The organism is Amycolatopsis sp. NPDC000009, from assembly GCF_055563465.1.
This window is the reverse complement of record NZ_JBVHDI010000030.1, coordinates 53,703-77,694: the sequence shown is the minus strand read 5'-3', so window position 1 is coordinate 77,694 and position 23,992 is coordinate 53,703. Positions and strand designations below refer to the sequence as shown.

General features: G+C 69.5%; 26 protein-coding genes. 8 read left to right on the top strand and 18 right to left on the bottom strand.

Translation table 11 applies throughout. The annotated features are described in order from the left end of the window. Positions 1-170 precede the first annotated feature (170 nt). The 4 genes from ACZ3HL_RS42045 to ccrA all read right to left on the bottom strand — a co-directional run bounded on the left by ACZ3HL_RS42045 (position 171) and on the right by ccrA (position 4,425). Entirely contained in the window at positions 171-1,316 is a 1,146-nt protein-coding gene (locus tag ACZ3HL_RS42045) for an adenylate/guanylate cyclase domain-containing protein (RefSeq protein ID WP_465537409.1), read from the bottom strand. Continuing rightward, the gene (locus tag ACZ3HL_RS42040) at positions 1,316-1,765 is read right to left on the bottom strand and encodes a universal stress protein (protein WP_007031721.1); all 450 of its coding nucleotides are present in this window, start codon (positions 1,763-1,765) and stop codon (positions 1,316-1,318) included. The genes ACZ3HL_RS42045 and ACZ3HL_RS42040 overlap by 1 nt, the downstream gene beginning before the upstream one ends. 105 nt (positions 1,766-1,870) lie before the next feature. Continuing rightward, on the bottom strand, positions 1,871-2,980 hold the full coding sequence (locus ACZ3HL_RS42035) for a chromosome segregation protein (protein ID WP_465418597.1): 1,110 nt from the start codon (positions 2,978-2,980) through the stop codon (positions 1,871-1,873). A 104-nt stretch (positions 2,981-3,084) separates the two neighbouring features. Next, entirely contained in the window at positions 3,085-4,425 is a 1,341-nt protein-coding gene (gene ccrA / locus ACZ3HL_RS42030; protein ID WP_465537407.1) for a crotonyl-CoA carboxylase/reductase, read from the bottom strand. 204 nt (positions 4,426-4,629) lie between these two features. On the opposite strand from ccrA, the gene ACZ3HL_RS42025 reads away from it, so the two are divergent. Together ACZ3HL_RS42025 and ACZ3HL_RS42020 are read left to right on the top strand one after the other, a co-directional pair. Next, positions 4,630-4,998 carry an SPW repeat protein gene (locus ACZ3HL_RS42025; protein ID WP_465418495.1) on the top strand — a complete coding sequence of 123 codons (369 nt, stop codon included), beginning with the start codon at positions 4,630-4,632 and terminating at the stop codon, positions 4,996-4,998. Positions 4,999-5,014: 16 nt separating this feature from the next. After that, entirely contained in the window at positions 5,015-5,578 is a 564-nt protein-coding gene (locus ACZ3HL_RS42020) for a TetR/AcrR family transcriptional regulator (protein WP_378442692.1), read from the top strand. Here ACZ3HL_RS42020 and mce read toward each other — a convergent pair. Beyond that, a complete protein-coding gene (mce, locus tag ACZ3HL_RS42015) occupies positions 5,572-6,021 on the bottom strand; it encodes a methylmalonyl-CoA epimerase (RefSeq protein WP_465537406.1) in 450 nt (149 codons plus the stop codon). The two genes, ACZ3HL_RS42020 and mce, sit on opposite strands and share 7 nt — an antisense overlap. 131 nt (positions 6,022-6,152) lie before the next feature. On the opposite strand from mce, the gene ACZ3HL_RS42010 reads away from it, so the two are divergent. Together ACZ3HL_RS42010 and meaB are read left to right on the top strand one after the other, a co-directional pair. Then, positions 6,153-7,334, top strand: a complete 1,182-nt coding sequence (locus ACZ3HL_RS42010) for an acetyl-CoA C-acetyltransferase (RefSeq protein WP_465537404.1) — start codon at positions 6,153-6,155, stop codon at positions 7,332-7,334. Between the two features lie 5 nt (positions 7,335-7,339). Further along, entirely contained in the window at positions 7,340-8,308 is a 969-nt protein-coding gene (gene meaB, locus ACZ3HL_RS42005) for a methylmalonyl Co-A mutase-associated GTPase MeaB (RefSeq protein WP_465537402.1), read from the top strand. Between the two features lie 41 nt (positions 8,309-8,349). On the opposite strand, the gene ACZ3HL_RS42000 is transcribed toward meaB, so the two are convergent. Further along, positions 8,350-8,937: a hypothetical protein gene (locus ACZ3HL_RS42000; protein WP_465537400.1), complete on the bottom strand. Its 588-nt coding sequence runs from the start codon at positions 8,935-8,937 to the stop codon at positions 8,350-8,352. 146 nt (positions 8,938-9,083) lie between these two features. Here ACZ3HL_RS42000 and ACZ3HL_RS41995 point away from each other — a divergent pair, with 146 nt between their 5' ends. After that, positions 9,084-9,764, top strand: coding sequence for a peptidylprolyl isomerase (locus ACZ3HL_RS41995; protein ID WP_465418599.1), 681 nt, complete (start codon positions 9,084-9,086; stop codon positions 9,762-9,764). A gap of 83 nt (positions 9,765-9,847) precedes the next feature. On the opposite strand, the gene pdxR is transcribed toward ACZ3HL_RS41995, so the two are convergent. Then, the gene (pdxR, locus tag ACZ3HL_RS41990) at positions 9,848-11,227 is read right to left on the bottom strand and encodes a MocR-like pyridoxine biosynthesis transcription factor PdxR (protein WP_465537399.1); all 1,380 of its coding nucleotides are present in this window, start codon (positions 11,225-11,227) and stop codon (positions 9,848-9,850) included. Between the two features lie 46 nt (positions 11,228-11,273). On the opposite strand from pdxR, the gene ACZ3HL_RS41985 reads away from it, so the two are divergent. Further along, positions 11,274-11,738 (top strand): carboxymuconolactone decarboxylase family protein, encoded by a 465-nt coding sequence (locus ACZ3HL_RS41985; protein WP_465418507.1) that lies wholly within the window; start codon positions 11,274-11,276, stop codon positions 11,736-11,738. Then, on the top strand, positions 11,735-12,478 hold the full coding sequence (locus tag ACZ3HL_RS41980; RefSeq protein ID WP_465537398.1) for an isocitrate lyase/PEP mutase family protein: 744 nt from the start codon (positions 11,735-11,737) through the stop codon (positions 12,476-12,478). Before ACZ3HL_RS41985 ends, ACZ3HL_RS41980 begins: the two co-directional genes overlap by 4 nt. 62 nt (positions 12,479-12,540) lie before the next feature. Here ACZ3HL_RS41980 and ACZ3HL_RS41975 read toward each other — a convergent pair whose 3' ends face one another. The 6 genes from ACZ3HL_RS41975 to ACZ3HL_RS41950 all read right to left on the bottom strand — a co-directional run bounded on the left by ACZ3HL_RS41975 (position 12,541) and on the right by ACZ3HL_RS41950 (position 18,465). Next, on the bottom strand, positions 12,541-14,169 hold the full coding sequence (locus ACZ3HL_RS41975) for a solute symporter family protein (protein WP_465537396.1): 1,629 nt from the start codon (positions 14,167-14,169) through the stop codon (positions 12,541-12,543). Then, positions 14,166-14,507 (bottom strand): DUF485 domain-containing protein, encoded by a 342-nt coding sequence (locus tag ACZ3HL_RS41970; protein ID WP_063272717.1) that lies wholly within the window; start codon positions 14,505-14,507, stop codon positions 14,166-14,168. The genes ACZ3HL_RS41975 and ACZ3HL_RS41970 overlap by 4 nt, the downstream gene beginning before the upstream one ends. A 67-nt stretch (positions 14,508-14,574) precedes the next feature. Then, positions 14,575-16,308 (bottom strand): sodium/solute symporter, encoded by a 1,734-nt coding sequence (locus ACZ3HL_RS41965; RefSeq protein WP_465418514.1) that lies wholly within the window; start codon positions 16,306-16,308, stop codon positions 14,575-14,577. Continuing rightward, positions 16,308-16,655: a hypothetical protein gene (locus tag ACZ3HL_RS41960; protein ID WP_465418516.1), complete on the bottom strand. Its 348-nt coding sequence runs from the start codon at positions 16,653-16,655 to the stop codon at positions 16,308-16,310. Before ACZ3HL_RS41960 ends, ACZ3HL_RS41965 begins: the two co-directional genes overlap by 1 nt. Further along, positions 16,652-17,422, bottom strand: coding sequence for a LytR/AlgR family response regulator transcription factor (locus ACZ3HL_RS41955; protein WP_034315468.1), 771 nt, complete (start codon positions 17,420-17,422; stop codon positions 16,652-16,654). Before ACZ3HL_RS41955 ends, ACZ3HL_RS41960 begins: the two co-directional genes overlap by 4 nt. Next, complete coding sequence (locus ACZ3HL_RS41950) at positions 17,419-18,465, bottom strand: sensor histidine kinase (protein WP_465537394.1); 1,047 nt, start codon at positions 18,463-18,465, stop codon at positions 17,419-17,421. The genes ACZ3HL_RS41955 and ACZ3HL_RS41950 overlap by 4 nt, the downstream gene beginning before the upstream one ends. A 71-nt stretch (positions 18,466-18,536) precedes the next feature. Here ACZ3HL_RS41950 and ACZ3HL_RS41945 point away from each other — a divergent pair, with 71 nt between their 5' ends. Continuing rightward, a complete protein-coding gene (locus tag ACZ3HL_RS41945; protein WP_465537392.1) occupies positions 18,537-19,016 on the top strand; it encodes a hypothetical protein in 480 nt (159 codons plus the stop codon). A gap of 63 nt (positions 19,017-19,079) precedes the next feature. On the opposite strand, the gene ACZ3HL_RS41940 is transcribed toward ACZ3HL_RS41945, so the two are convergent. The 5 genes from ACZ3HL_RS41940 to ACZ3HL_RS41920 are packed head-to-tail and all read right to left on the bottom strand — an operon-like array spanning position 19,080 to position 23,958. Continuing rightward, positions 19,080-20,069: an ABC transporter substrate-binding protein gene (locus ACZ3HL_RS41940; RefSeq protein ID WP_465418526.1), complete on the bottom strand. Its 990-nt coding sequence runs from the start codon at positions 20,067-20,069 to the stop codon at positions 19,080-19,082. A gap of 31 nt (positions 20,070-20,100) precedes the next feature. After that, positions 20,101-21,162: an ABC transporter permease gene (locus ACZ3HL_RS41935; RefSeq protein WP_465418528.1), complete on the bottom strand. Its 1,062-nt coding sequence runs from the start codon at positions 21,160-21,162 to the stop codon at positions 20,101-20,103. Further along, on the bottom strand, positions 21,159-21,923 hold the full coding sequence (locus ACZ3HL_RS41930; protein ID WP_465537390.1) for an ATP-binding cassette domain-containing protein: 765 nt from the start codon (positions 21,921-21,923) through the stop codon (positions 21,159-21,161). Before ACZ3HL_RS41930 ends, ACZ3HL_RS41935 begins: the two co-directional genes overlap by 4 nt. Beyond that, positions 21,920-22,975 (bottom strand): class I mannose-6-phosphate isomerase, encoded by a 1,056-nt coding sequence (locus tag ACZ3HL_RS41925; RefSeq protein ID WP_465418532.1) that lies wholly within the window; start codon positions 22,973-22,975, stop codon positions 21,920-21,922. Before ACZ3HL_RS41925 ends, ACZ3HL_RS41930 begins: the two co-directional genes overlap by 4 nt. Continuing rightward, positions 22,972-23,958, bottom strand: a complete 987-nt coding sequence (locus ACZ3HL_RS41920; protein WP_034315485.1) for a LacI family DNA-binding transcriptional regulator — start codon at positions 23,956-23,958, stop codon at positions 22,972-22,974. Before ACZ3HL_RS41920 ends, ACZ3HL_RS41925 begins: the two co-directional genes overlap by 4 nt. Between the last annotated feature and the right edge of the window lie 34 nt (positions 23,959-23,992).

Below are 23,992 nucleotides of genomic sequence, written 5' to 3'. Positions count from 1 at the left end.
CGGGGCCGCCGAGAGCCGTCCGCCTGATCACGCGTGTCGTCCATTTGATCACGCGTGTCGTCCCTCCAGTCACGCGAAATCGCGCGCCCGCAGGCCGGCACTGACCCCAATCGCCACTCGCGGCCGCCCGGCGGTGGTAGCAAAGGTCCCTTGCTCTCCCCGGGCTGGGATCAGCGCCGCCGTCGCTTCGACCGGGGCCGGGGCGGCAACGAGTCCGCGGTGGCGTCCTCGACCTCATCGGAAGCAGGTGCCGCTTCCGGAGCGGGGTCGGCCAGTCCCAGCATCTCCGCGGCGAGCTGTTGCGAAGACGCGAACATGCCCGCGGGCCGGTCCCGCGCCCGGCGCAGGGACGAAGGCCGCAGCCGGTTGTAGCCTCGCACCGAGACCGGCCGCCGCGTGCGGACCTCGTACTGCGGGAAGCCTGACAGCTCGCCCGCGAGTTCCTTGTCGACCAGGATGGTGCCCGGCCGCGCGGTCGAGGTGAGGCGGGCGGCGAGGTTCACGACCGAGCCGTAGACGTCGCCGAACCGGCTGAGGATCCGGCCCGAAGCCAGCCCGGCGCGTACGGAGGGCAGGGTCTCGTCGGCATCGGCGCGTTCGGACAGGGCGAGGGCGATCTCGGCCCCGTCGACGGCGGAATCGGCGACGAACAGGACCTCGTCGCCGATCATCTTCACGATCCGTCCGTGGTGATCGGCGACCACCTCGGTCGCGACGGATTCGAACCGGTCGAGGATGTCGGTCAGCTCTTCTTCGTCGACCTGCCTGGTCAGCCGGGTGTAGCCGACCATGTCGACGAAGCCGACCACCTCGGTCCTCGCTTCGAGGTCTTCGTCCGGCTGGGCCAGCGCCCGGCCCGCGTAGGCGGCCAGGTGGCGGCGCCAGACGAATTCCTGCACCTTCTCCAGCTCGGGCAGCAGCCGCTCGACGAGCCGCCCGATCTGCCGTTCGCTGGTGCCGATCTCCTTGTTCTCGGTGATCATCGTCCACAGCATGTGGACCTGCCATTCCGCGAGCCGCGAAAGGTGCTGGCCCAGTGCGCGCGTCACGGCCAGCTCGATGCTCGGGTCGATCAGGCCGGAGTTCATCAGCTGATCGGCCGTGCGGATCGCTTCGATGTCGGCGTCGGTGAAGACGACCTCGTCGTCGTCGACCGTCGCGAAGCCCAGCGCACGCCAAAGGCGCCGAGAGCGTTCCTCGGGAACGCCTGCCTTCTCGGCGACTTCGAGCCGGGTGTACTTGCGCCTTCCACCGAGCAGGATCCGTTCGAGGCGCTGTTGCAGCGCGTCTGGCGAGATCTCGCCGGGTTCGGCCATCAGGTGGTGTGGACGATGAGCACGTCCACCCCGGACTTCCGCGCGACCTCGGACGGCACGGAGCCCAGGATGCGGCCCGCGAGCGTGTTCAGCCCGCGGTTGCCGACCACCAGCAGGTCCGCGGAGCGTTCGGCGACGACCTTGCGCAGGGAGTCGACCGGGTCGCCCACGACCGCGGCGGTCTCGATGGTCTTCGCGCCGGCCTTCGCCGCCCGGTCACGGGCGGACAGCAGGGTGTCCTCGGCCGGCGCCGAGCCGACGACCTGGTACGCCTCGTCGCCGAGGACGTCCTGCGCCTTCTCCACGTCGCCCTTGTTGGCGGGGTAGTAGGCGCACACGATGACCAGGGTCGCTCCGGAGTCCCCGGCGACACCCGCCGCCCGGTCGACCGCGGCGAACGAGGAATCCGATCCGTCCGTGCCCACGACCACGGTCCGATATGCAGCCATCCGCAACCTCCATCGATCTGACAGCCCGCACCTGCGCGCGAGCAGCGACGATAACCGCTCCACGGCGGCCTCGCAGGCCGCCGTGAACACGGTCGGGTGAGAAGGTTACTCGCCAGTCGGTTTCTGCGCTGCCGCAGGTCGCGGTGAAGGCTTCGCGCCGGATGTGGCCTTCGGCACATCGGCCGTCCGGAGCTGCACGGTGGCTTCCGAGTCGGGCGACGGCTTCGCCTTCAGGTCCGCCGGGACATGCGGTTCGTCGCCGAGCACGTGTGTCGCCTCGGCGAGCGCGGTCCGCGCGGAGCGGACCTGCTCGGCCAGGCTGGAGCGCACCTTGCGGAGCGCTTCGACCCGTTCGGTGGCCTGCGTGATCCGCCGGTTGGACTCTTCGGTGGCCTGCCGGACGCGGCGGCGTGCCTCGTCGGCCGCCTCGGCGAGCCGGGCGTTGGCCTCGGTGATCGAGTCCTGCTTGCGCTTGTTGGCGTCGGCGACGGACTCGCGCTGACGGCGTTCGATGTCGGCCTTGGCCGCCGTCTCCTCTTCGAGCACCTTCGCGCGGATGGCGGCGGCGTCCTCGGTGGCCTCGCGGACGCGGCGGGCGGCCTCGGCCTTGCTCGCGGCCTCCTGCTCGGCCAGCGCGTGCATGGCTTCGGTGCGCCGCGACGCCATCGCGATCTCGAAGTCCTCTTCGACCTGGGTGCGGCGCTGCTGCGATTCGGCGTCGAGCTTGTCGCGCTCGGCCTTCGCCTTGTCGATGATGTCCTTCGCCTCGGCGCGGGCCTTCTCCAGCACGCCGCGGTGCTCGGCCTCCATCTCCTTGCGACGGAGGTCGAGCTCGTTGAGCAGTTGCTCGTAGCGGGCCCGCATGGCGCTCGCGTCGGTCTCCGCCTTCGCGCGGATGTGCCCGGCTTCGGCCTCCGCGCGCGCCTTGGTGTCGGCGGCCTCGTCCTGCGCGAGCCGCAACATGCGCTGCAGGCGCTCGGAAAGGCCTTCGACGCTCGTCGGCGGCTGGGCGAGCCTGTCGACCTGCCCGCGCAGATCCGCGATCTCGCCGCGCGCGATCTCCAGCTGGCGTGCCAGGTCGCCCGCCTGCCCGATGGCGGCATCGCGATCGGCGGTGAGCATCTTCAGATCGGCGTCCAGCCGTTCGAGATGTTCGTCGACCTGCGCACGGCTGTAACCGCGCTTCGCCACGTCGAAGCCGGCTCCCAGCGGCACTAGCTCCCGTTCCTCGCCAAGGCTCATCCTTCTACCGTAGTCGAGCTGGAGTCACGGAAGGGTGAGCACCCACGCAACGCGCGGCGAAAGCACGTTCCGGCGCGCTAAACGTTCCGGAAGGCGTTGATCCCGTCGATGTGCTTTTCGCGCAGCTCGTGGTTCCGGACACCCAGACCTTCTTCCGGCGCAAGGGCGAGCACGCCGACCTTGCCCTGATGCGCGTTGCGGTGGACGTCCAGCGCGGCCTGCCCGGTTTCCTCGAGCGCGTAGGTCTTCGACAGCGTCGGGTGGATCAGACCTTTCGCGATCAGCCGGTTCGCTTCCCACGATTCGCGGTAGTTGGCGAAGTGGCTGCCGATGATCCGCTTGAGGTTCATCCACAGGTAACGGTTGTCGAACTGGTGCATGTAGCCGGAAGTCGACGCGCACGTGACGATCGTGCCGCCCTTGCGCGCGGCGTAGACGGACGCGCCGAAGGTCTCGCGGCCCGGGTGCTCGAAGACGATGTCCGGGTCCTCGCCGCCGGTCAGCTCGCGGATCTTCTTGCCGAACCGCTGCCACTCCTTCGGGTCCTGGTTGTGCTCGTCCTTCCAGAACCGGTAGCCCTCGGCGTTGCGGTCGATGATCAGCTCGGCGCCCAGCTTCCGGCAGATCTCCGCCTTTTCGGGGCTGGAGACCACACAAACCGGGATCGCGCCGCCGTTGAGTGCGTACTGCGTCGCGTAGGAGCCGAGGCCGCCCGAAGCGCCCCAGATCAGCACGACGTCGCCCTGCTTCATGTCGGCGCCGTTGCGCGAGACGAGCTGGCGGTAGGCCGTGGAGTTCACCAGGCCGGGGGAGGCGGCCTCCTCCCAGGTGAGGTGGCCCGGCTTCGGCATGAGCTGGTTCGCCTTCACGAGCGCGATCTCGGCAAGCCCGCCGAAGTTCGTCTCGAAACCCCAGATCCGCTGCTCGGTGTCGAGCATCGTGTCGTTGTGCCCGTCCGGGCCCTCGAGTTCCACGTTGAGGCAGTGCGCGACGACCTCGTCACCCGGCTTCCAGTTGTGCACGCCGGGCCCGGTGCGCAGCACGACACCGGACAGGTCCGAGCCGACGACGTGATAGGGCAGGTCGTGGCGCTTCGACAGCGGCGAAAGCCGCCCGTAGCGCTCCAGGAACTTGAACGTCGAGACCGGCTCGAAGATCGACGTCCAGACGGTGTTGTAGTTGATCGCGCTCGCCATGACCGCGACCAGCGCCTCGCCCGGGCCGAGTTCCGGCGTCGGGACCTCGTCGACGTGCAGCGACTTGCGCGGGTCCTTGTCCCGGCTTTCGAGGCCTTCGAACATGCCTGCCTCGTCCTTGTGCACGGTCACCCCGCGATAGGTCTCCGGCACGTCGAGCGACGCCACGGCGCCGAGGTCATCGTTCAGAATGGCCTGCTGGATCTCGCCGAGCTGCGACATCGGAACCTCCGCGAATGGGGGGACGGCGTTTGGCGACTTAAATTACTGATCGGTAACCAGGTCCACAACTGTACGAGACGTGGAGCACGTACACATCCCGAAGCGTTATCCACCGGTCTTGACCGGCCGGCCAACCAAGCGGACCATGAGCGGTGGAGATCTCTCCGACCTGCAGGTTCAGCCGATACTCGGAGGTGAGCACGCATGAACGAACCCACGACGCGCCCCTGGACACGTCCCCATGACTGGGCGGAGGTGGTCATCGGTGTCGTGGTCGCGCTTTCACCCCTCTGGATGACCACGGACAACACCGCCATGTGGACGCTCGTCGTACTGGGCGCGCTGGTCGCCCTCGACGGTCTCGCGTCGCTCGCGATGCCTGGCATGGTCTACGGCGAAGGCATTCAGATCGTCCTGGGCGCGCTGCTGTTCATTTCGCCATGGGTGATGGGATACGCCGGCTTCATGGGCGCGTCCTGGACCGCTTGGATCGGCGGCGTCCTGACCGTGGTGGCCGGGGCGGCGGCGATGCCGATCGCCCAGGCGACGCACCGGATGGCGGGACAGCACTGACCCAGGAGGAAACGGCGTGAAAGAGGATTCGGCGAAACAGCGCATCCTGCGGGCCGCGGAGGCGCTCTTCGCCGAATCCGGTTTCGACGCCACGCCCACTTCGCGGATAGCGGAGCGGGCGGGCGTGCCGAAAGGCCTGGTGCACTACTACTTCCGGCGCAAGTCGGATCTGCTGGCCGCGCTGGTCGCCGAACTGCCCGACGCCCGGATCGAACCGGCCGTCGTGGTCGTCCCCGGCGACCTCGCCGGCAGTCTTCGTGGCCTCGTCGTCGAACTCGACAGGCGGTTCAACCGGTCCTTGGCGCTGTCGCATCTGTTGTGGCGCGAGGCCGACACGCACCGCGCGGTCCGTGACGCGCTGGCCGAACGCTTCCAGCAACTGGTCCGGCAGGTGAAGGCCGTGATCGTCGCCGCGACGGGCGGCAAGGTCGCGATCGCCGACGTCGATTCGGCGTCGGGGCTACTCGCGCGGGCGGTCAGCCATCGTCACGCGACAGCACGGCACACCGAGGACGGGGACCCCGCCGAGATCGACCGCGAGGTCCTCTTCATCGCTTCCGCGTTGACGCGGGATCAGTGACCGTCCTTCGCGGGCTCCACCAACTCGACGAGCACGCCGCCGGCGTCCTTGGGGTGCACGAAGTTCACCCGGCTGTTGGAGGTTCCGCGCTTCGCCTCGGCGTAGAGCAGCCGCAGCCCCTGCGCGCGCAGTGCCGCGGCGGCCGCGTCCACATCGGACACTCGGTACGCCAGTTGCTGCAGCCCGGGGCCGCTCCTCGCGAGGAACTTGCCGATCGCGGAATCGTCACGCAGCGGCGCGAGGAGCTGGATGGCGGTCTCGGTCCCCGCGGTGCCCGGCGCGCGCAGCATCGCCTCGCGGACGCCCTGCTCCTCGTTGACCTCCTCGTGCGCGACCTCCAGGCCGAAATGCTCGGCGTGGAAGGCGATCGCGGCGTCGAGGTCGGGTACCGCGATGCCGACGTGGTCGATGGCGGTCACGAACGGTTTCAGCGCCTGGTTCATGCAGAGCAGGATAGGTGCGCGGTCGGGTGGACCGGCGTGCGCCGCCTCACACTGGCTCCATCAAGAGACCCGCGACCCGGGTATGGTCGCGAAGACCCCCTTTGCCCTTGCGCCGATGCTTGGAGGACGCCGTGTCCGGTTCCGTGATCCTGGGTGCCGCCCGTACACCGATCGGGCGATTGCTCGGTTCCCTGAAGGATTTCTCGGGCGCGCAACTCGGCGGATTCGCCATCAAGGCGGCGCTGGAGCAGGCCGGTGTCTCGCCGGACGCGGTCCAGTACACGATCATGGGCCAGGTGCTCACCGCCGGCGCGGGCCAGATCCCGGCCCGGCAGGCCGCGGTCGCCGCCGGTATCCCGATGAGCGTCCCGGCGCTGACCATCAACAAGGTCTGCCTCTCCGGCCTCGACGCCATCGCGCTGGCCGACCAGCTCATCCGCGCGGGTGAGTTCGACCTGATCGTGGCGGGCGGCCAGGAGTCGATGACCCAGTCGCCGCATCTGCTGCCGAAGTCCCGCGCGGGCTTCAAGTACGGCGACACCACGCTCGTCGACCACATGGCCTACGACGGTCTGTTCTGCGCCTTCGACCAGGTCGCGATGGGCTCCTCGACGGAGAAGTACAACAGCCGCTACGGGATCACCCGTGAGCAGCAGGACGAGTTCTCCGCGCGGTCGCACCAGCGTGCCGCCGCCGCCATCGCCGAGGGCCGCTTCGACGCCGAGATCGCGCCGGTGTCGATCCCGCAGCGCAAGGGTGACCCGGTCGTCTTCTCGCAGGACGAAGGCGTCCGCGCCGACACCACCGCCGAAGGCCTCGCGAAGCTGCGTCCCGCCTTCGCCTCCGACGGCACCATCACCGCCGGTTCGGCGTCGCAGATCTCCGACGGCGCGGCCGCGGTCATCGTCGCGAGCAAGGCCAAGGCCGAGGAGCTGGGCCTGACCGCGCTCGCCGAGATCGGCGCGCACGGCGTGGTCGCCGGTCCGGACGCCAGCCTGCACGAGCAGCCGTCGAACGCGATCCTGGCCGCGCTGGCCAAGGAGAAGCTGACCGCGGACGCGCTCGACCTCGTCGAGATCAACGAGGCGTTCGCCGCCGTCGGCCTGGTCTCGGCCGACAAGCTCGGGCTCGACCCGGAGAAGGTGAACGTCGACGGTGGCGCGATCGCGCTCGGTCACCCGATCGGCGCGTCCGGCGCGCGGCTCGCCGTGCACCTGATCCACGAACTCCGCCGTCGCGGCGGCGGGCTCGGCGCGGCCGCCCTCTGCGGTGGCGGCGGTCAGGGCGACGCGCTGCTGCTGCGCGTTCCGTAAAGCCCTTGCCGGTGCAGCTGGACATCGACGAACTGGTCGGTCGCGCGCGGGACGGCGTCCCCCGCGCGATCGCCCGGTTGCTGTCGCTGGTCGAGGACGCTCATCCACGGTTGCCCGAGGTCGCGGCGAAGCTGACGCCGCACACCGGCAACGCGCGGGTGGTCGGCCTGACCGGACCGCCCGGTGTCGGCAAGTCGACATCGACGTCCGCGCTGCTGACGGCCCTGCGGGCGCGGGGCCTGCGGGTCGGGGTGCTGGCGATCGACCCGTCGTCGCCGTTTTCCGGCGGCGCGCTGCTCGGCGACCGGATCCGGATGACCGAACACGCCACCGATCCGGGTGTCTTCATCCGTTCGATGGCCACGCGCGGTCATCTCGGCGGGCTGTCGTGGGCGACGCCGCAGGCGGTCCGGGTGCTCGACGCGGCCGGGTTCGACGTCGTGCTGATCGAGACCGTCGGCGTCGGTCAGTCCGAAGTGGACGTCGTGAAACTGGCCGACACCACGGTGGTCCTGCTCGCGCCGGGGATGGGCGACGGGATCCAGGCGGCCAAGGCCGGCGTGCTGGAGATCGCGGACGTGTTCGTGGTCAACAAGGCCGACCGCGAGGGCGCGGAGGCGACCGTGCACGACCTCAAGCAGATGATCTCCTTGGTGCGCCGGGAGATCCGCGGTCCGAGCTGGCGTCAGCCGATCGTGCGAACGGTGGCTTCGCGCGGCGAGGGCGTCGAGGACGTCGTCCAAGCATTGGACGAACACCACGACTGGCTGGTCCGGCGCGACGAACTGCCCCGCCGCCGTGCGGCGCGGGCCCGGGACGAGGTCGAAGCGATCGCCGTGCAACGGCTGCGGGCGGAAATCGTCGACCTGCGTTCCGGGGACCGGCTCACCGAATTGGCTGAACGCGTGGTCGCGCGGAAACTCGACCCGTTCGCGGCGGCCGAAGAACTCATCGGCGATCTTCGCGGCTCGTGAGTGGTAAGGACGGTTAGAACCGTCCTTACCACTCACGAGGATCAGAATTCGACGTACATCTTGATGTCGCCGAAATCGCTGTCGAGATTGTCCAGATGGGCGATCGCGTCCTCTTTCCAGACTTCGAGCTGGTTGGTCTCGCCATAGGTGAGCTGCTCGCCGTCCGCCACCTTGTGGGCGTACTTCGTGATCGTGACGGTCTGACCCCGGCAGAACTCCACGCGTTCCAGGAACCTGTCGGCCATGTCGGGATCGAAGACGCGGCCCATCCGGACGTAGCCGTTGTTGATGTGCTCCTCGCAGTAGAAATGCGCCGCGGCCGAGGCGATCCATTCGGTGAGCGACGCGTCGCGAGGCGGCCACTTCTCCCGGACGTGCGACTTGATCTCCCTGGCGAGGCGGATGACGCGGCGGCGTTCGAGATCGCTCAGCCCGTCCTCCTTGCGGAAGTCGAGGATCATGTCGTCGACGACCTTGGCGAGCCTGAGCACGCGCGGCTTGTCGAGTTCGGCCGGTTTCTCCGGCGGCAGCCCGGCCATGACCCGCTCGTGCACGAGGACGTACTGCGTGTACGCGTACAGGAAGGTCAGGGCGTTCAGCTGCCATTGGTGTCGTTCGGCGATCTCCACGGCTTCGACCCTAACCGCGGACCTACTTCCGGACCTGTGTGAGCGCCGGGGATTCACCCTATGCTCTCTTCTTCGTCCACGGCTGGGAGGCAGGAACCGTGCAGAGGATCGCGAAGGTCTTTGTGGCAGTGCTGGGAGCCGGGCTGATGCTCGCGGCCGGCACCGGAACGGCGTCGGCGGAAGGCGCGCCGCCGAAGGTCACGAAGGGGCCGTGCCAGTACACGCAGACGCCGGACGAGCCGGCCGCGCGGCCGGTCCCGTTGCCGCCGGATCCCCGGCACACGCCCGACCGGGGAAAGGTCCCGGTTCAGCTGAAGACCAACCAGGGCAAGATCGATCTGACCCTCGATCGGGCGAAGGCGCCGTGCACGGTGCAGAGCTTCCTGCATCTGGCGAAGCACCGCTTCTACGACCGCACGACGTGTCACCGGCTGACCGCGTACCCGACGCTGAAGGTGCTGCAGTGCGGTGACCCGAGTGGCACCGGCGAGGGCGGCCCCGGCTACAAGTACAAGGACGAGCTGCCCGTGGGCCTGCCGCCCGCGCCGACCGACCCGACCGGCGAACGCAAGGTGTACGCGCGTGGCGTCCTCGCGATGGCCAACGCGGGCCCGGCGACGAACGGGAGCCAGTTCTTCGTCGTGTACGGCGACTCCGCGCTGCGCCCGAACTACACGATCTTCGGCACCGTCGGTCACGAAGGCCTCGAAACCCTCGACGACGTCGCCGCCGGCGGCATCAAGCCGACCCCGGAGAACCCAGCCCCGGTCGACGGCGCCCCCGTCCTGAAGACCGACATCCTCCGGGCGCGCGTCTGGTTCTGCTGACCCCCGTCATGCATTTCGTCCTCTGGATGCGGTAGTGCGTACTCCCAACTACCGCATTCAGAGGACGAAATGCGGGAGGAGTGTCAGGTGACTTCGAAGATGGCCTCGCGCAGGGCCTGGGTGGCGCCGCCGAAAGCGTGCTTCGCGGCGGCGCCGTACCCGATGATGAGCCCTTCGCGCTGCGGCTCGCCGATCCAGTAGCCGCTGAGGCCTTCGAGTCCGATGGCGCGACGGCGGCAGGCGGCCAGCACCTCCATCTCCCGGGGGAGGTCGCCGGGGAACTGGAGCACCAAGTGCAGCCCGGCGGAGATCCCTTGCGGGAGCACGGAATCCGGCAGGGCCGCGAGCAGTTTGTCGCGCCGGGACCGGTATTCGGCGCGGCAGCGGCGGATGTGCTGGTCGTAGGCGCCCGATTCGATCAGTTCGGCCAGCGCCAGCTGGTCCAGCAGCGCGGGCCGCGCCCCGCTCTCGGCCAGCGCCGTGCGCACCGGTTCGACCAGGAACCGCGGCAGCACCATCCAGCCCAGGCGCAGCGACGGCGCGAGCGTCTTGCTCGTCGTGCCCACGTACACGACCCGTTCGGGTGCCAGCGCCTGCAACGCGCCGACCTGCTGATGGTCGAACCGGAACTCGCCGTCGTAGTCGTCTTCGATGACGACGGCGCCGGTTTCCTCCGCCCAGCGGGTGAGTTCGGCCCGCCGCCGCGGCGCGAGGGTGACGCCGAGCGGGTACTGGTGCGCCGGGGTGACCACCACCGCCGGACTGTCCAAAGAGGACACCGTGATCCCGTGGTCGTCGACGGGGACGCCGGCCACGCGGGGACCGTTGGCGGCGGCGATGTTCCGGTAGATGTGCAGCGACGGGTTCTCGAACGCGATCTCGTCCGCGCCGCGCGCGTGCAGGACTCGCGCCAGTACCGCGATCGCGTGCGAGAACCCGGAACACACCAGGATGCGGGCGGGGTCGGCGATCACGCCGCGGCTGCGGGCCAGATACGCGGCGAGCGTTTCCCTCAGTTCCGCCGCGCCGGACTCGGCCGTGTAGTCGAACGCCGACATCGGCGCCTGGTGCAGCGCCCGCCGGGTCGCCGCGAGCCAGGCGGAGCGGGGGAACGCGGACAGGTTCGGCCTGCCGGGGCGCAGGTCCCAGCGTGGCGCCGGATCGCGGGGGACGGGCCTCGGCGCCGACGCGGGCAGCGCGCCCGCCGTCGCGACCCGGGTCGGGGCGCCTTGGGCGGTCCGCAGGTACCCCTCGGCGGCGAGGTCGGCGTACACCCGGGTGACCGTTCCCCTGGCCACGCCGAGGTCCTGCGCCAGCGCCCTGGTCGAGGGCACCGAGGCGCCCGCCTGCCAGCGTCCCTCCCGGATGGCCGCGCGGATCGCCGTCGCGAGCCCGGTCCGGCCGCTTTCGGGCCGCCAGTCCAGATGGACGTCTATTCCCGAACTGGACCACGAATCTGCCATGACACTGGACCATACTCGTGGGCCAGTCGCCGCTAGATTCGACGGCATGACCGAGCGAATCCACGTGGGCAAGCGAGTGCCCGAGATCTACCAGGCCATGGCGAAACTGCAGGCCGAAGTCGAGAAGGCCGCCGCCAACGCCGGGGTCGACCAGAAGATCCTCGAACTGGTGAAGATGCGGTCGTCGCAGATCAACCACTGCGCGTTCTGCCTCGACATGCATTCCCACGACGCGCTGCAGATGGGCGAGTCGCCGCGGCGCCTGTTCGTGCTGCAGGGCTGGCGCGAGACCGAGCTGTTCACCGAGCAGGAGCGCGCCGCGCTCGCGCTCACCGAGGCGATCACGAACGTCGCGACCGTGCACGACGTCCCGGATGACGTCTACGAAGAGGCCACCCGGGTCTTCACCGAGGAGCAGTACCGCGCCGTGGTCTGGGAGGCCATCGCGATCAACAGCTGGAACCGCATGTGCGTGACCAGCCACGCGCCGCTGCCCGAGCGCGCCGAATGACGGCGGCCCGCCTGCGGGAACTGCACGTCGCCGGTGCCCCGCTGCTCCTGCCGAACGCGTGGGACGCCGACAGCGCGCGTCTGGTGGAAGCCGCCGGGTTCCCGGTCGTGGCGACGAGTTCCTTCGCCGTGGCCAAGGTCCTCGGGTACGAGGACGGGGAGGACGCGCCCGCCGCCGAGATGTTCGCGGCGGCGGCGCGGATCGCGCGGGCGGTCTCGGCTCCGGTGACCGTCGACGTGGAAGGCGGGTACGGCCTGGAAGCGGGAGAGCTCGCGGAGAGGCTGGCCGAGGCGGGTGCCGTCGGCTGCAACTACGAGGACACCGATCACGCTTCAGGCGGAGTACGACCGCTCGAGGCGCAGGCGAAACGGCTCGCCGAGTTGCACGAGGCCGCCGGGGACGCGCTGGTGATCAATGCCCGCGTCGACGTCTTCCTCGGCGCGTCCGACGAACGAGCGGTACTGGACGACGCGATCTTGCGGGCCAAGGCGTACTTCGAGGCCGGGGCGGACTGCGTCTACCCGATCATGGTGAAGTCGCCGGAGGTACTCGGCGAGTTCGTGAAGGCGGTCGCGCCGGGAGCGGTGAACGCCGCTCCGATTCCCGGCGGCCCTGATCTCTCCGCGCTCACGGCACTGGGGGTGGCGCGGATCTCGCTGGGCACCGGGCTGTGGAAGTCGGCCCGCGCCGATCTCCGCGCGAAGCTGGCCGAACTGACGGCGGGGAAGCTGCCTTACTAGGGGAAATGGGAACCGGGACGGTGCGGCCGGGGGCGTTGGTGCCGGCCGCACCGTCCCGGCGACTAGTGGGCGACGGCCTTTTCGGCGCCCGCTCCGGTGAGGGACCGGACCTCCATCTCCGCGTACTTCTTCTGGTTGTGTTCCTTGGACAGCACGGTTCCGAGCCAGCCGAGGAAGAACGCCACGGGGATCGAGACGAGGCCCGGGTTGTCCAGCGGGAACCAGTGGAAGTCGACGCCCTGGATCATCGAGGCGCTCTTCCCGGTCTTCGGGTCGACGGGCTTGCCCGAGACCGCCGGCGAGAACACGATCAGCACGATGCAGACCGCGAGCCCGCCGTAGATGCTCCACAGCGCGCCCTGGGTGTTGAACCGCTTCCAGAACAGCGAGTAGAGGATGGTCGGCAGGTTCGCCGACGCCGCCACCGCGAAGGCCAGCGCCACCAGGAACGCGATGTTCTGCCCGTTGGCGAGGATGCCGCCGAGGATCGCGACCGCGCCGATCACCAGCGCGGTGATCCGGGCGACCTTCACCTCCGAAGCCGGTGACGCCTTGCCCTTCTTGATCACGTTGGCGTAGACGTCGTGCGCGAACGACGCCGACGCGGTGATCGTGAGGCCCGCGACCACGGCGAGGATCGTCGCGAACGCGATCGCCGCGATCAGGCCGAGCAGGATCGGGCCGCCCAGTTCGAGCGCCAGCAGCGGGGCCGCCGAGTTCACGCCGCCGGGCGCGGCCTTGATCTTGTCCGCGCCGACGAGCGCGCCGGCGCCGTAGCCGAGCACCAGCGTGAACAGGTAGAAGACACCGATCAGGCCGATCGCCCACACCACGGAACGACGGGCTTCCTTCGCCGTCGGCACCGTGTAGAAGCGCATCAGGACGTGCGGCAGACCCGCGGTACCGAGCACCAGCGCGATCCCCAGCGACAGGAAGTCGAGCTTCGTCGTGCCGGTCTTGCCGTACTGGTTGCCCGGCCCGAGCAGCGCCTCACCGGCCCTGCCCGCCTTGTCCACGGCGCCCTGCAGCAGCGCGGAAAGGTTGAAGCCGTACATGCCCAGCACCCACAGCGTCATCGCCAGCGCACCGGCGATGAGCAGCGCCGCCTTGATGATCTGGACCCACGTGGTGCCCTTCATCCCGCCGATGAGCACGTAGGCGATCATGATGATGCCGACGATCACGATGATCGCGGCCTGCCCGGCCTTGCTCTCGATCCCGAGCAGCAGCGCGACGAGGCCACCGGCCCCCGCCATCTGCGCCAGCAGGTAGAAGAACGACACCGCCAGCGTGGACGTCGCCGCCGCGGCCCGCACCGGGCGCTGCTTCATCCGGAACGCCAGCACGTCGCCCATGGTGAACTTGCCGGTGTTGCGCAGCAGTTCGGCGACCAGCAGCAAGGCGACCAGCCACGCCACCAGGAATCCGATGGAGTAAAGGAAACCGTCGTAGCCGTAGATGGCGATCGCGCCCGCGATCCCGAGGAACGACGCGGCGGACAGGTAGTCGCCCGCGATGGCGACGCCGTTCTGCGGGCCGGTGAACGCGCGGCCCGCGGCGTAGTAGTCCGACGCCGTCTTCGTGTTGCGGCTCGCCCGGAACACGACGAACAGCGTGACCACCACGAACAGGCCGAAGATGGTGATGTTGAGTACGGGGCTGCCGCCCTCGACTCCGGCGGCGAGGTTCATTTGGCCTCACTCTCGATGTCCGTGCGGATCTTCTCCGCGATGGGGTCGAGTTTCTTGTTCGCGTAGCGGACGTAGAGCCCGGTGATCACGAAGGTCGAAACGAACTGCAGCAGGCCGAAGACGAGGCCGACGTTGATGTTGCCGACCAGCTTCGTGCTCATGAAGCCGTGCGCGTAGTCGGCGAGCAGCACGTAGAGCAGGTACCAGAGGAGGAACAACGCCGAGACGGGGAAGACGAACCGGCGCAACCGAGCCCGCAGTTCCTTGAACTCCGCGCTGTCATGGGCTTTGTCCCAGTCCGTTTCCGGTGGACTGGGAGCGTTCGTTTCGGTACTCATCGTGCTCTCCTCGCACCGCGAATGTGTTCCGCGACACGTTAAGGAGAGGTCAAGGAGACCGGAACCTTCAGCGGTTCAAACGTCTTCCGAGACGACGAACGGTCGACGAACGGTGGCCGGACCACGACGAAGGGGCTTCGGCTGTGCGATCGTCCAAGTGCAGCCTCAGCATGGCGGCCGTCGACCAGGCGGGAGGCCTGCCCCGCAAGGAAACCACGATCATTACTCCGAATGCCAGCGGAACCGACCAAGGCGCGGGCTGCGACACGAGGATCGCGGGCAGACCGCTCAGGCTCGGGACGAACAAGGCCACGAGGATCGAACCCGAAGACGCGACGAGCCCGGCGAGCACACCGCTGATCGCACCCGCGGCGGTCAGCCGGTTCCACCAGATGCCGAGCACCAGCAGCGGGCAGAACGTGGACGCGGCCACGGTGAAGCCCCAGGTGACGAGGACGCCCGCGTCCAATCTGGCCGACGGCAAGGCGAGCAGGACCATCACCGCCGCGGCCCCGAGCACCGACCAGCGCAGTCTCCGCAGGCCGCCGGGCGCGAGGTCGTGCGCGACCGCGCCCGAGATCACCAGCAGCAGGCCGAGCGACGTCGCCAGGAACGCGGCGAACGCGCCCGCCGTCAGCAATCCGGTGAACAACGAGCCCGCCCAGCCGTCGTCGACCTGCGCCGGCAGCGCGACGACGACCGTGTCCGTCGCGCCCGAGACGTACAGCTCGGGCACCAGCACCCGGCCGAAGACGCCGTAAACCCCTGGGAACAGGTAGAAGACGCCGAGCAGGGCGACGGTGATCGCCGCGGTCCGGCGGGCGGCGCGGCCGTCCGGGCTGGTGTGGAAGCGCATCAGGACGTGCGGCAGGCCCATGGTGCCGAGCATGGTGGCGATCAGGATCGCCCACGTGCCGAGCAGCGGATAACCCTGGTCGCCGAGGTCGAGCAGCGGCCGCTGCCAGTCCGGCCCGCCCAGCGGGGCACCGCCGCGGACGGCGGGAACCGGTGTGCCCTCGGCGAATTCCAGGGTTTGCCCGCTCCTGGCCACCAGTTCGCCCGGCGGCACCACGTGCTTTTCCGGGGTGAGCAGCGTGGTCGGCTCGCGCAGGGTCAGCGTCACGTCGATCTCGAAGGACAGCTTGGTGTCGCGGGCGAAGTGGGTGAATTCCACCGGGTGCACCGAAGCCGATCGCTGCTCCGGGGAGACCTGGGAGACCAGCCAGATCGCGGGGATGATGAACAGCAGCAGTTTCAGCACGAACTGGAAGGCCTGGACGTAGGTCGCCGCGCGCATCCCGCCGAGCGCCAGTGTCGCGCTGACGGCGGTGCCCGCGATGACGACGCCGACCCAGTACGGCGTGCCGCCGACGGCGGTCAGCACGAGCCCCGCGGTGCGGAATTGCGGGACCAGATAAAGGGTTCCGATGACGAGGACGACGACGGCGGCGAGTCTGCGCAGGGCGGGGGAGGCGAGCCGCGCTTCGGCGAAGTCCGGGACGGTGAGCGCCCCGGAGCGCCGCATCGGCGCCGCCACGAGCACCAGCATCGCGATGTACCCGGCGGTGAAGCCGACCGGATACCAGAGCGCGCCGATACCGTCCTTCACCACCAGCCCGGCGACACCGAGGAACGACGCCGCGGACAGGTATTCGCCGGAGACCGCGGCGGAGTTGACCAGCGGCGAGATCCGGCGCGAGGCGACGAGGAAGTCCGACGTCGTGCGCATGGCCGCGACCCCGCGCAAGCCGATCAGCAGGGTGATCAGCACGACGGGGGCCACCGAGAGCGCGGTGACCACTACTCGTCCTCGATCTTTTCCGCCCGGCGCAGCTGCCACCACGACAGCAGCGCCATCGCCGGGTACGGGAGGAACGCGATCATCAGCCAGGACAGCGGAATCCCCAGCAGCCGCACCGAGTCCAGCCCGGGGAACACCCCGAACACCAGCGGGAGCCCGAACACCAGCCCGAACATCCCGGCCAGCGCGGGTATCCCCCGGCGGCGCTGCGCCCGGTACAGCGCGTCCGCGCGTTCGGCGTCGCCCGCGGCCAGCCGGGGGACACGCCAACGCCCGCGTGAACGGCGCCGCGAATGCGCGAGCCGGGTCTGCGGACTGGTGACGGCCACCCGTTTGACGCGGCTCACGGACGGCTTCCCCGGCCCAGCTCGCCGCGTTGCGCGGCGGCGAGCAACCGGTCACGCAGGTCGCGCGCGTGGCGGCGGCTCACCGGCACGTCACCCGCTTCGGTATGCGCCAGCAGCCCGCCGGTGGTGTCGCTGCGCAGTTCGAGCACCGCGTCCACGGCGAGCAGGAAGCCGCGGTGCACGCGGGTGAATCCCGTTCCCTCCCAATACTCTTCGAGCCGGGAGATGGGCATCCGCGTGACGTGGACGCCGGATTTCGTGTGCAGCCGGACGTAGTCGCCGTGCGCCTCGACGAACTGGACGTCGTCGCGGCGGACGTACCGGGTGCGCCCCCCGGATTCCACCGGCAGCGCGGACATCGCGTCCGGGGCGGGCTTCGGTTCGTCGGGCTGGTTGCCCGCCATCCGGACCACTTTGGACAGTGCGGCGGACAGCCGTTCCGCCCGGACCGGTTTGAGCAGGTAGTCGACGGCGCCGATACCGTACGCGGCCACGGCGTGCCCGTCGTGCGCGGTGACGAACACGATCACCGGCGGTTCGCTGAGCCTCGCCAGGAGCGAGGCGAGCTCGAGCCCGTCGAGGCCGGGCATGGAGATGTCGAGGAACACGGCGTCGAAATGACTGCCCTGCAACAGCTTGAGCGCGTTCAGCGCGTCACCGGCGGCGACCACTTCGGCGACTTCCGGCGCCTCGCGCAGCAGGCTGCACAGCTCGTCGAGGGCGGGCGGGACGTCGTCGACCGCCAGCACCCGCAGCCCGTTCGTCACGGCAGCACCCCCGGCTGGAACCGGGGCACGCGCACCACGACCCTGGTGCCCGCGCCGGTCTCGGTCTCGACCGTCAGGCCGTACCACGGTCCGTAGACGCTGCGCAGCCTTCTGTCCACATTGGCCAGCCCGACGCCGCCGTCGTCGCCGCGCCCGGCCAGGATCGCCGCCGCGCGTGCGGGGTCCATGCCGACACCGTCGTCCTCGACGCTGATCACGCAGTCGTTCCCTTCCGCCATTCCCTGAACCTGGATGAACCCCGCCTCGGCGCGTGGCTCGATCCCGTGCCGGATCGCGTTCTCCACCAACGGCTCCAGCACGAGGTACGGCACCGCGACGGCCAGCACCTCCGGCGCGACGCGCACCTGCACCCGCAGCCGCTCGCCGAGCACCGCGCGCTGCAACGCCAGATACGTCTCGATGGCGCGGAACTCCTCGGCGACCATCGTGTACTCGCCGTGCCTGGCGAGGCTGTAGCGGGTGTACTCGGCGAAGTCGAGCATCAGATCGCGGGCGCGGTCCGGATCGGAGCGGACCAGCGAGGAGATCACGGTGAGCGCGTTGTAGACGAAATGCGGCGAGATCTCGGCCCGCAGCGCTCGCAGTTCGGCTTCCGCGGCCTGTTCGGCGGAGGCCTCCAGCCTGCCGCGTTCGAGCGCGTGGACGACGAGTTCGGCGGCCTGGCGGGCGATGGCGTTCCTGCCGCCGGCGACCAGGAGGACGCCGGCCAGTTCGTCGTGGACGTGGAGCGGCAGCGCCAGCAGCCCGGGGCCGGACACCGGCGTCTCGGAGTGGAGGACCTCGTCGAGCGCGGAGGCGACGACGTCGTCCGCCGCCGGGCGACCGGACCAGACGAGCGAGCCGGAGAGGTCGCCGAGACCGAGCCCGGGGACGCCGAACAGCCGCCGGAGGCCGTGCGCCGCCTGGCGGGCGCGGGGTCCGGCCAGGCCGTCCATGAGATCGTCGGAGACGCGCTGTGCCGCGGCGAGCACCGGCACCGGATCCGCGCTCGCGGCGGGACGCCAGGGCAGACGGGTGGTCATCCGGCCTCCTCCACGACGTCGGGGCCTAGATCCTAACGTCGCTGAGTGGTTTCGCCGGTTACGCTCCGGGCATGGTCACTGGGGATGCCGTGGTGCTCCGGCTGGACGTCGTGATGCGCCGGTTCGCGTGGGCGGGGTTCGTGGTGTTCGGCGTCGGCGGCCTGGTGGCCGTCGTGCTGGCGTTGTTCTCCGGCTCGGTTTCCGGCGTGGTGTTCAGCCTGCTCAGCGTGGGTTTCGCGGGGCTGATCCTGCTCGCGCTCCGGAAGTCGGCGGGCTCGCTGGTGATTTCCGCCGCGGGGCTCGCGGTGCCGGGGGTGTTCGAGGTCCGGTGGACCGAGGTGACCCGGCTGCGGGTGTACCGGGAGAAGCGGCGGGTGGGGCGGTGGATGCACTGGTGGCACTACCGGCTCGACTGGACCGGATCGGGGCCCGAAGCGCTGCTTGAGGACGGCGAGTACAGGTACGCGCTGGGGCACCTGGGCGGCGGCGCGCGGCTGTACGGAGCGTTGGAGCGGTTAGCGCCGGGCACGACGCGCGTGGAACTGGCGTGAGCGTCGGTCCGGTCTCGTGAGTGGTAAGGACGGTTAGAACCGTCCTTACCACTCACGAGGGTGTCAGCAGCTCTGCTTGTAGAAGTACTGCGCGTTCGCGTCCATGTTCGCCTTGGTGATCGAGTGCAGCGAAGCGGTCAGGTTCCGGGTCACCGGCTTGCCCTCCAGCGCCGCGATGGCCTGCTGCACGCCCTGCTGCCCGATGGCGGCCGGGTCCTGCGCGATGAGGCCCTGGTACTCGCCCTTCTTCAGGCCCTCGATCTCCGACGGCGAAGCGTCGAAGCCGATCAGGTTGACCGCGCCGATCTTGCCCGCGTTCCGCAGGCCGGTCGCGGCGCCCTCACCGGTGTTGAGGTTGGTCGCGAAGATGCCGATCAGGTCCGGGGTGGACGCCAGCGCGGCGGTCACCTTGGACGCGGCCTGGTCGGGCTCGTTCTGGGTGAACTGCACACCCGCCGACTTCAGGTTCGGGTAGTTCTTCAGCTCGTCCTCGAAGCCCTTCGCGCGGGTGTTCGTGGTCGAGGTACCGGCGATGGTGTCGAGCACCAGCACCGAGCCGGTCTTGCCCGCGGCCAGTTCCGCCATGGTCTTGGCGGCGAGCTTGCCGCCCTCGGCGTTGTCCGACGAGATGGACGACTCCGCGACGCTGGTGTCCTTCAGCGCGGTGTCGACCTCGATGATCTTCGAGCCGCGGTTCTTGACCTGCTGGATCGGCGCGAGCATGGCCTGCGCGTCGGTCGGCGCGATGAGCAGCGCGGCGGGCGGGTTGGAGCCCAGCGCGTTGACCAGCTGGGTCTGCATGGCCGCGTCGAACTTCTGCGGGGCCTGCGTGGTGAGCTCGTAGCCCGCCTTCTTGGCCTCGGCCTCGGCGCCGCACTGCATCGAGATGTAGAACGGCTCGGCCTGCACACCCGGGATGAGCGACAGCTTCTTGTTGTTGGTCTTGGCGCCGGAGTCACCGGAAGACGATTCGCCGACCGTGCCACCGCCGCAAGCGGTGAGCAGGAGGGCGGCGGAGACGGCGGCACCGGCGGCGAGCAGGGTCTTCTTCATGGGGATAGCACCTCTTTGTGCGTAGGGAATCTCAGCGAGAGTTGCGGCGACGACGGCGCCGCTGGTCGAACCAGACCGCGGCGATCAGCACCGCGCCGACCGCGATCATCTGCCAGAAGTCCTGGACCTGCGTGATGTTGAAGCCCTTCTTCAGCACGGCCGGGATGAACACGCCGATCACCGTGCCCAGCACCGAACCGACACCGCCGAAGAGGCTCGTCCCGCCCATCACCGTGGCGGCGATGGCGTTGAGGTTGTCGGTGGTGTGCGCAGAAATGGTGGTCGACGCGTAGTACGCCAGCGAAAGGAAACCGGCGACACCGGCGAGGAAACCGGTGAGCGTGTACACCTTCAGCAGGTGCGCGGTCACCCCGATGCCCGCCCGCCGCGCACCTTCGGCGTTGGAGCCGACGGCGTATGTGTAGCGGCCGAATTTGGTGGTGTGCAACAGCCAGGCGCCGATCAGCGTGATCACCACGGCCACCAGCACCAGGTTCGGCACGCCGCCGAACGACGTCCCGTAGCCGAGCGTCTTGTTGAGCTCGGTCGGCACGCTGCGCACGTCGGACCCGTTGTTCAGCAGGTACGCGGCGCCGAGCGCGGCACCCATCGTGCCGAGCGTGACGATCAGCGGCGGGATGTTCGCCACCGCGATCAGGAAACCGTTGATCAGGCCCCAGATCGTGCCCGCGATCACCGCCGCCACGAGCCCGGCGGTGATGACGCCCCAACCGGCCTTGGTCGCGTCGCCGTCCGGGCTGAGCGCCTCCATCGTCTTGCCCGCCACCATGCCCGCGAAGATCAGCACCGAACCGACCGAGAGGTCGATACCGGACGTGATGATCACGAACGTCATGCCGACCGAGAGCACCAGCAGCACCGAGGTCTCGATGAGCAGGGTCTGGAAGGTGAACAGCGTCGCGAACTCGGCGGGCGCGATCGCGGTGAACACGATGATCAGCGCCAGCAGCACCAGCGCGATCCAGAACGTGTTGGCCCCGATCAGCCGCTGCCCGATCGAGCGTTTGCCGAAGCCACCGTCCACAGAGGTCTGGATCTCGGGGCCGTTCTTCGTCGGAGTGGACACGGTCACGCCGCCTCCTCTTGTACGAGGGCGCCCGTCATCGCGGCGACCAGGTCTTCCAGTTTCGTGCCGTCGCCGGCGAACCGGGCGACGCGTTTGCCGAGCCGCAGCACCTCGATGCGGTCGGCCACCGACAGCACCTCGGGCATGTTGTGGCTGATCAGCACGACGGCGATGCCCTTGTCCCGCACCTTCTTGATCACGTCGAGCACGCGTTCGCGCTGCACGACGCCGAGCGCGGCCGTCGGCTCGTCCATGAACACGACCTTCGACGCCCAGACGACCGACCGCGCGACGGCGACGCTTTGCCGCTGCCCGCCCGAAAGCGAGCCGATCGGGACGTCGGTGCTCTGCAGGGTCACGCCGAGCCGCTGGAACTCCTCCACGGCCTGGCGCTTCATCTCCTTCTTGTCCAGCATCCCGAGTTTGCCGAGGATCCCCTTGCGGTGGATCTCTCTACCCAGGAACAGGTTCGCCGCCGGGTCGAGTTCCGGTGCGACGGCGAGGTCCTGGTACACCGTCTCGATCCCCATCCGCCTCGCCGTGGTGGGGGATTCGAGCACCACTTCGGAGCCGTCGAGCAGGATCTTCCCCGACGTCGGCTGCTCCGCGCCGGAGAGGCATTTGACCAAAGTGGACTTACCGGCGCCGTTGTCGCCGATCAGCGCGGTGACCTCACCGGCCCGCGCCTGGAACGACGCACCGCGCAGCGCCTCCACCGAGCCGTAGCGCTTGACCAGGTTCTGTGCGTCGAGCAGGAGTTCGCTCACGATCGCTCCCTCTTCTCGGGTGCGGGCGGCCGGCAGCGGATGACGGTGACGTCACCCTCCACGCCTGCCTGACCGGCGTCGTAGGGGACCACGTACGTCTCGCCCTTGCGCAGCGCGTACTCGCCACCGTGTTCCGTGCGGAGCGTGCCCGAACCGTCCATGACGACCAGCACCGCGAACGACGGATCGAGTGACAACGTTGTCGACCTACCGGAAACAGCCGGACGGAGCTGGTCGGCACGGAAGAACGCGTCGCTGCCGTCGGCGAGAAGGTCCACAGTGGACGCTTCTTCGCCCGCGGTGCGCTTGACGATCGAGCCGAGCCGCTCTTCGTCCCAGCCCGAGGTGTCCAGTGTCTCGATGGCGGTTTCGAAGCCGATGCCGAGGTGCGCCTTCTCCGGGTCGGCCAGGAAGTCCCGCCATTCCAGGGTCAGCGAGAAGTCGGTCGGCTGCTGGAGCTCGACGACGAAGACGCCTTCGCCGATCGCGTGCGGCAGGCCCGCGGGGATGTAGACCGTGTCGCCGGGGGTGACCGCGACACTGTTCAGCGCTTCGAGCATCGCGGGCGCGTCCTGCGTGCGGGCCCATTCGTTGACCGTCGCTTTGTCGACGGTCTCCTTGAATCCCGGGTAGACGCGCGGGTCGTCGCCGTAGGTGCCGACCACGATCCACGCCTCGGTCTTGCCGAAGTGCGAGTCGAAGTGCCGCTTCGCGAACGAGTCCGACGGATGGAAGTGCACCGGCAGGCGCTGGCCCGCGTCGAGCAGCTTCACCAGCAGGCCGGTCGAATCGCCGAGCGCCTCGACGTGCTTGGCGCCGAGCCAGGCCGAAGGGTTCTCGCGGACGGCGTCGCGCAGCCAGACCCCGCTGGGCAGCTTGGTCAGGCCGTTGGTCTCCTGGCCGAACATCGTGGTGGCCGAGCCGACCCAGTCCTCCGGGCCGTACTCGGACTCGGAGGAGGCGCCCCGCAACGCGGCGATGGCGTCGCCGCCGCGGTAGAACTGCGGCGGCTGGTTCGCCGGCAGGCGGATCGGTTCGAGGTGGCCGCTCATGAAGGGGCGACCTCCCCGGAACCGCGGGCTACGAGATGCACGGGCAGAACTACCTTTCTCGGTGCGGATTGATCTCCCTGGACCCGGGCGAACAGCAGTTCCGCGGCCGCCCGGCCCAGTGCGCTCACGTCGTGCGCGATCACGGAGACCGGCGGATCCAGCAGATCCGCCAGCTCGAAGTCGTCGAAGCTGATCATCGCGGGACGCCGCTCCGCGTGCGCCAGCGCGCGCAGCAGGTGGACGGCGACCCGGTTGTTGCCCGCGATCACGGCGGTGGCCGGATTCGGCCCGGTGAGCAGCCGCTTCACGGCGTCGCCGACGCTCTCGGCGGTCGGCGTCCGCATCACGACGAGGTGCTCGTCGTAGGGGATCCCGTTGCGGACGCAGCCTTCGCGGAAGCCGCGCAGCCGTTCGCCCGCGGTGAAGATGTCCGGGCTGTCGGCGAGGAACGCGATCCGGCGGTGGCCGTGTTTCGCCAGCTGGGCGACCGCTTCGACGGTGCCGCCGATGTTGTCGACCAGCACCGTGTCGGCCACGATGTCGCCGGCGGGCCGGTCGAGGAACACCACGGGCGTGCCCGCGCGCATCTCGGGGACCAGGTAGCCGTGCTGCATCCCGGCCGGGACGACGAGGATGCCGTCGACGCGGCGGGAGCAGAACTCCAGGACCAGTTCGCGTTCGCGGTCGGAGTTCTCCTCCGACGAACCGGTCAGCACTTGGCGGCCGAAGGAGGTCGCGATGCGTTCCACGGCCCGGTTGAGCTCGGAGTAGAAGGGGTTTCCGACGTCTTCGACGATCAGGCCGATCGTCCCGGTCGTCGAGCCGCGTCGCAGGTTCCGCGCGCCGAGGTTCCGCCGGAACCCGAGCTGCTCGATCGCCGCCATGACGCGCTCCGCGGTGTCCGGATGGACGGCGGGCTCGTCGTTCACCACTCGCGAGACGGTTTTGATGCTCACGCCCGCGAGCCGGGCCACGTCACTCATCGTGGCCCGTCGGCCGGTGGTGCGGTGGCCGTTG